At 54.8% G+C, this 13,563-nt stretch carries 10 protein-coding genes and 1 pseudogene; 2 read left to right on the top strand and 9 right to left on the bottom strand.

Annotated elements, in window-relative coordinates; genetic code table 11:
* The first annotated feature begins 70 nt into the window (after positions 1-70).
* Positions 71-2,152: a methyltransferase domain-containing protein gene (locus tag HPT29_RS17795; RefSeq protein ID WP_173948535.1), complete on the top strand. Its 2,082-nt coding sequence runs from the start codon at positions 71-73 to the stop codon at positions 2,150-2,152.
* 298 nt (positions 2,153-2,450) lie between these two features.
* Here the strand turns inward: HPT29_RS17795 and HPT29_RS17800 are convergent, their stop codons facing one another.
* Positions 2,451-3,530 carry an acyltransferase family protein gene (locus HPT29_RS17800; RefSeq protein ID WP_173948536.1) on the bottom strand — a complete coding sequence of 360 codons (1,080 nt, stop codon included), beginning with the start codon at positions 3,528-3,530 and terminating at the stop codon, positions 2,451-2,453.
* Between the two features lie 460 nt (positions 3,531-3,990).
* Positions 3,991-5,130, bottom strand: a complete 1,140-nt coding sequence (locus HPT29_RS17805; RefSeq protein ID WP_173948537.1) for an acyltransferase family protein — start codon at positions 5,128-5,130, stop codon at positions 3,991-3,993.
* A 271-nt stretch (positions 5,131-5,401) separates the two neighbouring features.
* Here HPT29_RS17805 and HPT29_RS17810 point away from each other — a divergent pair.
* A pseudogene (locus tag HPT29_RS17810) lies at positions 5,402-5,822 on the top strand (transposase); the annotation flags it as partial.
* Positions 5,823-5,907: 85 nt separating this feature from the next.
* On the opposite strand, the gene HPT29_RS17815 reads toward HPT29_RS17810, so the two are convergent.
* The 7 genes from HPT29_RS17815 to HPT29_RS17845 all read right to left on the bottom strand — a co-directional run bounded on the left by HPT29_RS17815 (position 5,908) and on the right by HPT29_RS17845 (position 13,548).
* Entirely contained in the window at positions 5,908-7,386 is a 1,479-nt protein-coding gene (locus HPT29_RS17815; RefSeq protein ID WP_173948539.1) for a hypothetical protein, read from the bottom strand.
* Between the two features lie 13 nt (positions 7,387-7,399).
* Positions 7,400-7,540: a hypothetical protein gene (locus HPT29_RS17820; protein WP_173948540.1), complete on the bottom strand. Its 141-nt coding sequence runs from the start codon at positions 7,538-7,540 to the stop codon at positions 7,400-7,402.
* Positions 7,540-9,588, bottom strand: coding sequence for a glucosyltransferase domain-containing protein (locus HPT29_RS17825; protein WP_173948541.1), 2,049 nt, complete (start codon positions 9,586-9,588; stop codon positions 7,540-7,542). The genes HPT29_RS17820 and HPT29_RS17825 overlap by 1 nt, the downstream gene beginning before the upstream one ends.
* A 252-nt stretch (positions 9,589-9,840) precedes the next feature.
* Positions 9,841-10,263: a GtrA family protein gene (locus HPT29_RS28850; RefSeq protein WP_432807257.1), complete on the bottom strand. Its 423-nt coding sequence runs from the start codon at positions 10,261-10,263 to the stop codon at positions 9,841-9,843.
* Positions 10,260-11,237, bottom strand: a complete 978-nt coding sequence (locus tag HPT29_RS28660) for a WxcM-like domain-containing protein (RefSeq protein ID WP_173948543.1) — start codon at positions 11,235-11,237, stop codon at positions 10,260-10,262. The genes HPT29_RS28850 and HPT29_RS28660 overlap by 4 nt, the downstream gene beginning before the upstream one ends.
* 101 nt (positions 11,238-11,338) lie before the next feature.
* Entirely contained in the window at positions 11,339-12,367 is a 1,029-nt protein-coding gene (locus HPT29_RS17840) for a glycosyltransferase family 2 protein (RefSeq protein ID WP_210272212.1), read from the bottom strand.
* 20 nt (positions 12,368-12,387) lie between these two features.
* Positions 12,388-13,548 carry a DegT/DnrJ/EryC1/StrS family aminotransferase gene (locus HPT29_RS17845; RefSeq protein ID WP_173948544.1) on the bottom strand — a complete coding sequence of 387 codons (1,161 nt, stop codon included), beginning with the start codon at positions 13,546-13,548 and terminating at the stop codon, positions 12,388-12,390.
* Positions 13,549-13,563 lie beyond the last annotated feature (15 nt).

A 13,563-nucleotide genomic window follows, 5' to 3' on the forward strand; every position in this document is an offset into this window, starting at 1 on the left:
CAGATAAGCTACAATGACAATAAACGATGCACTCTCCGAGTCGGACGCCATATCTGGCAATGCCACGCTCATGGATCACGATCTGAACAAAAGCTATCGATTGGCTCAAGGTGTCTGGCTGCCTCTGACGGACGATGTCTCGGCTGCTGACTTCACCTATTCAGATGGAGAGGAGGTCGAGCGCAGAATTTACGACGCCATAGCAGGTGCATCTGATAGATCTTTGTTCTCTCGTGAGTTGTTCTCGCACATCAACGACTGGGCATCGAAGTATCATTTGTCCCCAGTCCGGTCGAACCTGCTGCGCCCACTTGAAGATGCTCTCAAGGGATCCATTCTGGAGCTTGGTGCTGGATGTGGTGCGATAACCCGGTACCTGGGAGAGATCGGAGCCGCCGTCACGGCGGTCGAGGGGTCGTTCGCCCGTGCCAGGATCGCCCGCGAAAGGACGGCGGATCTGACGAACGTCACTGTTGTCTGCGACAGAATCGAAAACTTCACCACGGGTTCCAAGTTCAAGGTCGTGACTTTGATCGGCGTCCTCGAGTACGCCCGTGCTTTCGCACCTTACAAGGGCTTCACTGAACGTGATATGCTGTCCCATGCATTGTCTCATCTTGAAGATGACGGCTTCTTGATCCTCGCCATCGAGAATCAGCTCGGGATGAAATATTTTGCGGGCGCAAAGGAAGATCACGTCAGTGTTCCATATTTCGGGGTGAACGACAGCTATGATGCTGGATCAGCCGTGACATTCGGGAAAGCGGAACTTCAGCAACTTCTGTCGGATGCAGGGCTTTCTTACCAACACGTCTTCATTCCCCTCCCCGACTACAAACTTCCAGTGACGGTGTTGTCACCGGAAGGAAGTGTTCCAGGGGGCGCATTTGATGCCGAGGCACAGATCCTGCAATCTGTTCTGGCTGACCCTCAACGCCCTATGACGCCGTTCTTCTCTCTCGAACGGGCTCTTGCCGTTTCGTATCGAAATGGCCTCATACAAGACCATGCCGGGTCGTTTCTCGTCATCGCTTCGCGGACGGAGAGCGGCCTCAAGCCAATTACCGCGCCTGGCAAGCTTGCATGGCACTTCTCTTTAGATAGGACGCCTGCCTTCATGAAGCGGGCGATTTTCACGACGGATGGCGACGATCGCATCGTCGTTAAGCGCTCGCGCCTCAGCAATGCTGCCTCGCCTGATACCCTTATCGTGAATCATGCGGAGGACGAGATCTATATCTGCGGTGAGAACTGGTGGGTCGCACTGTCGCGCCTCGTCAATCATCCGGATTGGAGCGTGGGTACTCTCGGAGAATGGGCAAAGCCTTGGGTCAGCCTCCTTGCGAAAGAGGCTGGGAGCAGCGGCCTAACCATCAACCCTAACGAGACCATTGACGGGGCGTTGTTCGACGCGACACCGCTCAATGCAGTAATGGACAAGGGTGAGCTACACTTCTTCGATCAGGAATGGCATATCAAAGAAGATATTGAAATCGGCTTCATCCTCTTCCGCGGGTTGAGAGATAGCATCATCCGCATAACCAGCTGCGCGGCTCCGCTCGCCGGGACACCCACGAACGTGGTCAACCTGATCCTGGATGTTCTTGCCTACAATGGAGTATCGCTGACAGAATCCGACATCAAACGTTACCAGCAACTTGAATGGCGCGTTCAAAGGTGGGTTCAGGGTGAGCCGGATGAACATCCTAGCGACGACTCACTTCCGGATCTCGCAAATTGGGTCCTCAACATCCGCCCCACAATTGCTGACTTCAACGAGATCTCGGGCGAGAACGCCCGACTGAGTGTGGCGATGAATCAGCTGATCAGTGAAAAGCACGCGCTCCTTGGCGAGAGAGATGCCCTAATCGCGGAGAAAAACACGCTTACCGTCAGTGTCAGTACTCTTTCCTCCGAGAACATTCGTCTTGCGCAGCGCGTCAGCAAACGACAAGAAGAGATCAAGCGACAAGCCGAGAGGCTCAAACGTCAAAAATCCGAGATTCAGGCACTCCACGCTTCAACACCGTGGAAACTACTGCAGCTCGCCAGACGCGTCGACGAACGCAGTCCCGTTGCATCCAAGGCAGCCCGGTGGATCTTCAGAAGTGCTGGTTCCGCTCTACGCAAGATCCGGAAGCCAAGCAGGTAAGACCGATGACGCAATTGATGCTCCGCTTGAAAGCGGTCAGCAAACCCATCGGTTGGCAAAGTCCGTCGCCAGTACCGCCGGAAGGTCTCTTGCCGCCGACTCTTGGGTGGAGAAGCTGATCTGAACGACAGCTCGCTCTTGCGAGGACGAAAAGACCCAATCGTCCACGCGAGTGGAAAAAAGGCCAAAATGTAATCAAGTTCTTTCAGGCATCCGGAGCGCAGGCAATCATGGTTGCCTGTGCCCGCCAGACTGCGTCTGTAACTCAACTGGAAAAACACGAGCTGAGAACCACCGGCTATAGGGGCCGAGTGATAAGTTTGGACTTTCTGTCTTTCATTCTCAGGAACGGCGTCTCAAAATAACGATAGCTAATTTCCGCCAAGGCAATTGTGGCGAAGAGGGCGATCACGAAATTCGCGACGTATCGCGGCCCAGATGGAGTCTCTCCCGAGATCCCGACCAGCAGATAAATTATGGGAAGGTGAAACACGTACAGGCCGAACGAAATCTTCCCGAGACGCACCAATGGACGCACGCTGAGGATGGCTCGAAGTGGCGCTGCATGCAGGGAAAGCCAAACGGTCGCGCCACTCATGACCGCTGTCAAAGGATAGAGAATCACGTTCCAGGAGCCGGGCGCATTCACGTTTGGCCCTGACAGGAACAAGGTGCAAGCAATGAGCCCGACCCCGGATACGAGGATCGGGCGTACGTTCAGAGACGCGGCAGCCAAGGCGAGGCCGATCAGGATACTCTCGGGACGCAATAGTGGGGTGTAGTAGATAACCGGATGTCGGACACCGGCGCTGATTGCAATCCCCCTCGCGATAAGGCCGAGACCGAGAATGGCAGCAAGGAGCATGAAGAAGGATGTCGACCCACGTCGGCTGTAAACCAGAAAAATCATTGGCAGCACGAGATAAAACTGGAACTCAAAAGACAAGGACCACAGATGAGCTATGTTATAATAACTACCCTTGTCTATGAAGTAATAGAAATTGCTCACGAAAGCGAGCTGCGCCACCATCTGCTCTATTGCAATCCGGATGTTCAATGAACTCCCATGGAAGAATACAAAGATCAAAGTAGCGGATGCCATTAGGGGATATATTCTGAGAAGCCTCCCCAGGAAGAACTCCTTAAACGATACGAAGCCGTACGCATTGTGTCGTTCAATCAGGCCCAGCATCAGAAGGAAGGCCGATAAGGTGAAGAAGAGGTCGACGCCGACCCAACCGAACCTCGAGACAAGCTTCAGAGGAGCAAAATCGGGCGGCACGAGGTGATGGACGAAGACGAGCAAGAACGCGAAGAAGCGAAGCCCGTCTAAGGACGGGCGGTACAGGCTCGGCTTCGATTTCTGATCTTGGAGCATGAGGCCTGATAAGTGGCGCTGCCCCCCTCGTCAAATAGTCGGTTCGTCACCCTTCTGAGCTTGAATTAACTTGGGCCTTGAGAAGCAGATGCCAGACTTCAGTCTGGTATACGGGCACCACATGGACGGCCCGGCTTTTATCCTTCGTCTGCGGCAGATAGCGACGTTTACCCCATTAGATCACTTATCATGCTCTGGCTTCGGACGGCCACCACTCGTCGCGGCTATGACTCGCCGAGGTCGTCGGACCTGAGAAAAGTGGGATCGAGTTCACGTGTGATCGAGACTCGATACCAAGCAACCCAGCGCCACCAAGCGATGCGAGTGTTCATGGTAGCCGTTTGACGAGACATACCCACCCTGAGTGCGACTAGAGCGACAGTTCCGTCAGGAGAATGGTTTGCCCGCGCACTCGACTGCCCGCATTGCCGCGGACTGAAGACCTCAGGGCCAACCGATATCAAAATGGGCGCGACAGGATTATGGCTCGTTTGTCCTTCATCCGCAGGAATGGCTTCTCAAAGAAGCGGTAACTGGCGGCGGCCATCCCCACAGTGAAGCCGAGCGACGCCAGCAATGTCGTAAAGAACATCTGAGCCGGCCCCTCCAAGACTCCTGAAAGCGAAGGCAGAACGTATGTCTTCGTCAGGGCGATTGCAGACACATGAAACACGTATAAGCCATACGACCGCTTGCCGAGGTATACGAACGCCTTACTGCTCAGCAGTCGCCTCGCCCACTGAAGGTTCAGAGAGAGCCAAAGGATCGACCCGCACATAACAGCAGCGGCTGGGTAAAGGGCAACAGCTGTCGGGCCAGGCACATTCAGGTTCGGCAATGCGAAGAAGGCCATGGCGCTCACCACCAGCGCAATGGCCGCCAGCAAGGCGTGACCGCGCACATGGGACGCCAACAGGGCCAGCGCAATTCCGATCAGGATGCTGTCGGGCCGAAGGACTGGAGAGAAGTAGATATAGGCATAGTGCACCCCGGACAGCGCGTACCAGGATCGGAATGCCAGACACACAATCGAAACAGCAGCCAGCACCCCAAAGAACCTCCGGTGGCCCAGCGCAGCATAGACGAGAAAGGCACTTGGCAGGAAAAGATAGACCTGAAACTCAAACGAGAGTGTCCATAGGTGGGATGCGAATGGGATCGCCCTCGGCAGGGGTCCAAACCAGAAGAGATTATTGGTGAAGAGCGCGATGTTTCTCAGCTCAGTCAGCGCAGCGTCTACTTTGAAGTCTGGAAACTTCATCAGCATGAAGAGGAGTGGTGCTGCGATCATCAATGGATACAGGCGCAGCAATCGGCGGATGAAAAAGTCGACGACCGCTATCCGCCCATTCTTAAGATATTCGATCCGAAACAAAGCGAAAATCAGGTATGCCGAAAGTACGAAGAACAACTCAACTCCGACCCAGCCTCTGCTATAGAGGGTATATAGGAACGGCAAGCTCGGTGTCGGGTCAATGTGATTGAATACAACGGCAAGGAAGGCGAAGAACCGCAATCCATCCAGCGCAGGCAGATACAGACGGTCTTGCGCAGCATCTTGGCTTGGTTCGCTCTGGTAGAGTGACGTATTGTGCCGCATTGTTGCCCCTCAGGGACGACTTAAAGCATTTCAGACATGGGGCGCAAGAATGGAATGCCACCCGCAGGCGCGACGAAAGTGTGGTCGGCACTCTAGCTGGGATTGAAGGATCTGCGTTTCGCCAACTCCCGGTCGAGGCGATCGTTGTTCCCAATTGCTCGCCTCAAGGATCAAACATCTAAGGCCTGTTGGCGCTTGAGCTCATTGCGTCTGAGGGCGTTTCGCTCGTCCTATCGGACGAGGAGCCATGCTGACGGACGCCCAATGAGTGATGCTGGAGCCTTTGGTTGAACAGTGCCGTCCGATGGGCAAAACTCCACCGCACGATCTGCGTCGCACGGTTGAGGCCATCTTCTGGCGATATAAGAACGGCGCACAGTGGCGGGCTGTGCCGGCTGAACTGGGCGCCCGTGGCGGGCGGCCCAGACCTTCATCCGCTGGTCTCTCGCCTGGGTGTCTGGGAGCGTCTGCTCAATCTGGTGCAGGAACGTGGGATCCAGCTTGGAATGACGTTCTCCTCGACGGCACCAGCGTGCATGCGCATCAGAAGGCAGCACAGGCGGGGCGGAAAGGCGCTCTCAATATCAACGAGACACTCGTGAAGCACCCGGCCGGTCTCGTGGGGAGATGGCACCAAGGCTTGCGTGATCGCCGACGCTCTCGGACGCGCCAACGCCTTTCGGATCTCGCCGGTCAGACGCACGATTGTAAAATTCTATGTCCAGAGCACCATGACATTGCATAATGGAGGTTCTTACATCCTTCCTCAGACCCGATTCATCTCGGCCCCATCATGCGAATTCCAGTGCCGATATAGACGTCCTGATCGAGTTCGCAGAAGTTGCTGGTACAGGGAACAAGCCACCTGTGCTCAGGCACGATGTAGAGATATCCTGCGCGGTACTGGTCCGCTGCAACAGCGAAGATCGCTGAGATTGCCAGCGCAGAGATGAGGAACTGCGGGCGCAATCGTCCCAAATCTTCCACGATAGCCGCAGCGGCGCACGCAACGATGACAGCGAGTGTGACTGCATTAAACCTGTTCTCGAAGGCAGTCAGCAAGTTAAGAGCGAAGCTGGAGATTACAACGCCAGCCAGGAATATGATTGCGCTTGCACCGCGCTGCTCATACCATGTGGAGCTTGAACAAATGTAACGGCGCAGCGAGAGAACCGCGAAGCGTCCGCCCATAAGGACCAGAAACCAAGTAAAGGTGGCGAACAGTAGGGAATAACCTGGATTCTTATTGAACAGGTATATGAAGATGTCCTCTATGTTCAATGACATGAATGCGCGGAACAAAACCGTACACGCTGCCGCCAGAGGGTTTTGGAAGTACCACTTCACCGGTTCGGCCGGAATCGGGCCGAAATCATAAAATGGGTTCAGGTAGCGAACTCCTACCGCCCACCACCTTCCATTGTCGAAGGCGACGAAGGTCTCGTATTTCAGGATTTCGATGCCCCACTTTGTTTGCTTCGCGCCAAGCTCATAAGCAGGAAAAAACGTCAATTTGCCGTAAGTATTGTAATTGTATATGATTTGCGGCGAGAAAATCAGCAGAGATATCACAACGGCTTGGATTGCGAATGTCGCTAGCGCCAATAGCCTCTTTTTCCCGCCGTACTCGACGCTGCACTGGAGCAAACCAGTTACTGTCCACACGCCGAAGACCGGAATGTTTGCAGGGCGCACCATCACCGCAAAGCTCGCAAGCGCAGTTCCGATTGCCAGCCAAGCGAATTTTGAAATCTGGCTTTCAGCCTCCTCAGCACGTAGCGCGACCACTGTTAGCAGGATGACCGTAACAACGGTCAGACCTTCGGTCAGCGTATACGCAAGGAAATTGATGCTAACGACATTGAGAAGCAGTCCGATGAAGACTGCATTCGCCAAGCCTTGATTTCTCCTCCCGATTTCCACGCAGAGCCAGATAGCGCTCGCGAGGTACACAGCGGCTTGGACAATGGGCGCAATTGCAACGATGTCGTGATAGCCCCCCTTCGACAGCCATCCGACCAACTGAAGGAACGCCGGATAGCCGTAGGTGCGGACATCTCCATATGGTGAATTGAAGCCGTTCGCGAGAAAATTGACTGCGATACTAACGTAGCCTCCCGAGTCCGCGAAGGCAGGAGTCTGTCGAGCTCTCAGGTACAGCGCAGTAAAACCAACTCCGAACAGGGCCAGAGCGACCATCACCGGCCAAAGTGAGAGAGACCTGCGTTTAGTTTCGGCGAATGTCAGGGTCGACATGGGTGTTTCGAGTTCACTTCTCTGGCTTCGACAACTGAAGTATCTCTGGACCCCATGCGGAAGAAGTAATCAAGTCCTTGGCTCTACGGATCATCACATTCATCTCGAAATCGCCGCTATCCGAACCGCACAGACTGACGATTGTGGTGAGCATCACAACCTCCTGGCGCATCCGACCGCAATATCGTTCAACCTAACGGCTTGCCTGTTCTGTACGGGATCGACTCTCAAGACGGGCTCAAACCCAGTGTCGGATTCCAGCAGGAAGGTCGTCTCTTTCGCCCCAGGAGGTTGATAGATGCTGAAGGAATTCTTTTCAGAGAAATCGGCTGCTCCGGTAGGCCGGTAGAAAACCTGCACGGCAGCGCCAACCTTGACTTGTTGCGTGACTGCGACCTGAAGCACTCGACAGGTTCGAGCGCCGGCGTCTTTAAGCGGAACAACCACCTGGGGATCTGGTTGAGACGGGATCCTGATGGAGCCATTCGACGACACCTTCATGCCCGGCTGTAGAACGGGCGGGGCACTCGATTGCTGGTCGCGCAACCTATAGAGAACATCGTCCCCCTCGAAGCGGAAGGGTACAACCAGATTCTGGTGGACAAGCCCGGGTTCCTGACTGAGCCTGACGAGGGTGACATCTCCAATCACCTTCACCGACCCTTCGTTTGGCCAAATGGCCATCGTGTTGAACTCAGCCAAGTAATTAGCTCGCTGGTCGGCTGCTAAAGGTTTGAGATTGCTAAAACCAATCAGGTTCATGAAAGAGATAATTCTGTAAGGGTTGCCCTGATCCCATTCGAAAAAAGATTGCCCAATTGTCGAGGACAGAACTCGCGGATAGGGCGTTTGAAACTTCTTCCCTCCGTAGAAGTCTACAAGGTAAGGTTTATTGACATCAAACTTGTCATGCGCAGCAGCAATGCGAGTGTAAACCTGCTGTGCAACGAGACGATCGTGATCCCGTACCAAATGATTGGCAGCCTGAAACAGCGACAAGCTGTATAGGCTTCCGAAAATGACTAGAATAACCGCAGCAATTCCGATCACTCTCATGAGATGAATTCGCGAGGTGAGTACAAGCGTTCCGCAAAGGAAGACAATGTACGGCACCGCCACCATGGAACGGTACGCCGCGAAGCCTCGGGAGAGCGGATGCAGCGCGAAGGGAGCAGTCAATATTGCAACAATAAGAATAATCCCGGCACCGACTGCAGCCAGTCCTCGGCTTGAGAGCTGAACCAGGATTGCAAGCAATCCTGCTAAGATGAGAACTCCTACAAGATTTCGGTGACCGTAAACGGCAGGGCTTCCTGAATAAATCTTCCAGAGTTCTGCTAGGCTCGTATTTAGAATGCGGACTGGATTCTCAAGGAACGATCCTAGGTCAGCAAACCCCTGAATGTAAGATATCGGAACTCCAAGTCCGTAGAGCAAAGCCATCCAGATTAGATAGTAAAGGACGCCGCCTCCCACGATCACAATCGCCATGATGGCAGAACCTTGCCAAACCAGCCTCCAGATCCGGTTGTGACCTGGCAGCTTTACCAGGATTGCACCAAGCCCGGCCGAGATGATGAAGAACAAGAAGGACTGGTAACATGCGAGCGCAAAGGCGGTCGCGACGATTGCGATGATCAGGCTGTTCAGTTGGCCAAAAATCGAACTTAACTTGCAATCCGACGATGAGATCAATCTATCATAGTAGTATAGGGTCAAGCCTGTGGAGAGCAATCCAAGACCGATGCCTGGAAGATTCGTATAGAATTCAATAATAAAGAACCATATCGGAAATGCGGCAAACAGAGGAAAAAGAATATAAGCCCACAAATTGGTTTCGAATCTAAGCGAGCGCAAAATCAATAGATACGAAACGACAGTACAAACTCCGAAGAGCACGACGGGAAGATATGGTATTGTAGGTTGTGGCAGAAGAAATAGTTCAATCAGGTAAACTGCCCAGCGCCCTTGTGCCACCCAGACGGCCGGATCGTCTCGGAAGGCGGCGAACTCTTCGTCGATCGAGAGTGGAAATATCCCAAGCTCGGATAAGTACAGAGCGATAAAGATGAGCATAAGCCGGGAAGCAATTGGTAGGTGCCGCTCCAGAACAGACCGAAATGAAATCCCCCCCTCTCTTCCATCTCCGCTTGTCGCGATGTCAGAGACATTGGTCGATAAGGTAGGACTAAGCTTATTCATAACTACGTATCCAGGAAATTGGCCAGTCGTGTAGCCATTTATCTTCGGTTATCGGGTCGTCGAACTTCGGAAGCAATCCAAGCCGTCTGGGTCGATAACGCATGAGTTTTCGCCGGGAAGAGAATCCATCTCGTATCGACCTTGATCGGATATCGCAAGACGCCCTCTCGAAACTTAGAGCGGAACCTCGCTCCCGTCCGAGATTACATCCGGCCTCCAACCTCAGAGCACGCCGCAGAACTAGCCTCGATTTTACGGGGTCGCTCTGTCGCGGCCTCTCAAAACGGCTCGCATTAGAGCAAAATTGAAGATGGTGGTGACCAAGAGCGCTCCGAAGATGGCAAGGCGCTCAGCACCGAACGTCGTATCCAAGAACTTGACCGTTGTAAGACCTATGGCGAACCCCAAGAGGTATATAACTGACGTAGCAATACGGGCTTCGTTCCCTGTTCGTCCACCTTTGAAGACACGGGAAGGGTACACGAGGGCTACGAAAGCGAGGCCAACGAGCCAGGCGCCGGCATAGGCAACTGTCGCTGGCAGCCAGAACAACAGCACCTGATAGATGACGAGTGTCAGAGCCGTGTTAACAAGGCCCGCTCCGAGGAAGCGCCCAATATCGCCCAAGAACATTGCAAGACTAGTTTCCCGGAAGGGCAATCGATTCGGCATCATCGATTTACCAGTTCACGAAATTCGTCATAATCGCGTATGTAGTCATCTGCTTCGTAGGGCCGCGAAGCCATGACCAGGAGCAAACTGTCTCGATCGAACTTGTATTGAATTCCCCAGACCATCGGTGCGAGATAGAGCCCGACTGACGGATCGGTCAGCCGGACCTCGGCGCGGCTTCTTCCATCATCCACGACAACCGAAACGCCGCCTCGTGCTGCAACGAGAAACTGCTCGCATTTGCGATGCGCATGCTCCCCGCGCACCCGACTGCTGGCCACATCGTACACGAGGAAGTTACGAACAGGCACGAAGGGCAGCCCCTTTCCATTCTCAAGAGGCGTGAGACTCCCGCGCATGTCGGAGAAGTGGGGCAGTCGCTCAAGGAAGCAGTTCGAGACACCAAGTTCGATACGGGAGCCGATTTTTGCCCCGAGCGCATCCGCTCCGCCAAGCCGCGGGCGCTCGGCGGAGGCAGTCTGGCTGCTCTGCGTGTCCTGGTACCCGATGATGACGGCCGGGTTGCCGACCACCGTCGCGTAGGGCGGCACATCCCGCGTCACGACCGCGCCGGCGCCGACCATGGCGCCACGCCCGATACGGATCCCCGGCAGGATCGTCGCGTTCGCTCCAATCGATACATCATCTTCGAGGACAGTCTGCAGGAAAGCGTCGGGGTAGACCTTCGAGCGCGGCCTCATGTCGTTCGTGAACGTCGCATTGGGGCCGATGAAGACTCGGTTTCCAACTCGCAGTCCGTCCCAGAGTTGCACCCCGCATTTGATCGTTACGTCGTCTCCTACAATCACATCGTTCTCAATGAAGACGTGATCGCAGACGTTGCAGTTTGCACCGATGCGCGCTCCCGGGAGAATGTGAGCGAAAGCCCAGACTCTGGTTCCGGGGCCGACACGCTTACTTTCGCAAAGTCCATTCGCGTGAACGAAAGGCAAACCGTTCGATTGTTGTTCCGTCATGATGATGTTTGCCTCTTTGCTGTCCCTTGAGTGCATCGCTGCGCCGGTCTCTAGCGAACCTTTGAGGGCAGGTCCCTATTTCCAGGTAAACCGTTCCAGCCTCAAGCCTTCCCGGTCCCTAGCTGATTTGATTTTGCTTCGCAATTTACAACGCGACTAACGATGCTGAGCGGTCTCTGCTTGGTATTTTCGAAGGTCCGCCAAAGATATGAGCCGATGATCCCCTGTACCGCCAGCGTCAGAGAGCCGAAGAACGTGATGAGCAACACCAGCGTGGTATATCCAGGCTCAGCGATAAATCCGAGAACCCTTGCGAAAGCAACGACAGCTCCAAATACTATGCTTCCCAGGCATCCGAATACGCCGATCCAAAGCACCAGAAGAATGGGAAGATCAGAGAATGAAAAAATGCTGTCCATCATATAGCGGACACGTCGCGAGAACCTCCAGGCACTCTCTCCAACCTCACGTTTTCTTCTCCCATAGGGGATGAATTCTCTTCTAAACCCTATCCAAAATAATTGTGCGATGAGAGAACTGTTGGGTTCGTGAATCGACAGGAGGACATCGCGGGCTTGGCGATTGCATGCAAAGATATCCACACCACCTTTCGGCACGTCTCGAATGACGAGCTTGCGGTAGAGCCACCAGAAAGCATTCGAGAGCGCGTCGCGCAGGAGCGAGTCGTTCCGGCCGGTCCGCTTGCCGAACACCACGTCCGCGCGATCTGCTTCCAGTTCTTCAAAGAAGCGTATTATCAGCTCCGGGGGCTCCTGCAGGTCAGCTGCCATAACGGCAAAGTGGTCTCCGGTCGCTCTCTCAAGACCGGTTCGGATCGCCGTAAAGGCGCCGAAGTTCCGACTGTGAAAGACCACCTGCGATGCGAAGCGGAAGTCCGGCCTAGCCTCCAGCAATCGTTCGCCAGACCGGTCGGGTGAGCCATCAATGACAAACACCACCTCAAGACGATTGCCGAGATCGGCGTCAATTTCGTTCAGAGCCGCCACAAGGGACGCGATGTTGTCTTCGTTCCGGTACACCGGAATGATGAGCGAAAGCCGCCCAGACGTGTCTGTAAGACTCTCCTGCCCGTCCATCACCTGATGGCGTTCTTCTGAGGACATGATCATCGCGTATCCAATCTGAGGCGTCACCGCGGTGTGAAGGCGGAGAGAGCGTTGCAGACTCGAGCCACTTCTTCTTCAGTCATGGTCGGGAAGCAGGGCAAGGTCAGGATCCTGTTCACGCTCACGCGTGATACGTCGAGACCGGACGGCCCAATCCGCTTGGGCCGGTCGCCCCACCCCGGCTGATCGCAGTCGAGAACAGGATAGTGAATATCCGTCGCGACTCCATGGGTCTTTAGATATTCCTTCAGTTGTTCGCGGTGACCCGTCTGGATGACCGCAAGGTGAGCCACGGTTCCGATCCGGCTTCGGACGATTTGAAGACCAACGGGAGCTGCCTTCTCATAGGCATCGAGTACACTCACACGACGTGCATTAGAAGAATCGAGATCTGACAGTAGGACTGATAGGAAAGCAGCCTGCAGTTCATCCAGGCGCGAGTTGCGGCCACCGGCTGCTACGATGTTGTACTTGTCACCCCATCCATATTGCTGGAGCCGGCGCACCGATCCGTTGAGGTCGGCGTCACTCGTCGCAACTCCACCGCCGTCACCGAGAGCCCCGAGATTCTTGGTCGGATAGAAGCTGAAGGTCGCGATGTCGCCGAAAGTACCCGCCGTCCCACTCGCGCCCTTGAGGCCATGCGCCTGCGCACAATCCTCCACAATGGGAACATGTGCGTAACCAGCGTCATTCATGGCTCGGCGCAGGGCAGGAACGTCGATGAGGCCGCCATAGAGATGCGTCGCCACGACCGCTACGGTTTTGCCCGACAGGGCAGCGACGGCCGAGGGGATGGATAGGAGCTGGCTCTCCGGCTCGATATCCGCATAAACTGGTGTACAGCCGACGAGATAGCAGGCAGTGCTTGTATATCCACCGGCATTTGCGACCGTAATCACCTCGTACGCGTCAGCCGTCCGCGTTGCTGTCTGCTCGACGCTGCCAGAACGGAGGGCTTTCTCAAGCAGGACCCGAAGAACGATCTCGAGCGCATCGGTGCCATTGGCCAAGCCTATGAAATGCCCAACTCCTAGGTAACCCGCGAATGCTTCGCAAAAGGCCTTGTTTCGCGGGCCATTGAGCCACCAGCCGGACCGAAGGACGTCCAAGGCCGTTTGATCGAGTTTGTCACCGTAAGCGGCGTACATCCGCTGCAGGTCATTGAGAGGAATAGTGGTCATCGTAGGTTTCTCTAT

This window comes from Microvirga terrae (genome assembly GCF_013307435.2).
GTDB lineage: Bacteria > Pseudomonadota > Alphaproteobacteria > Rhizobiales > Beijerinckiaceae > Microvirga > Microvirga terrae.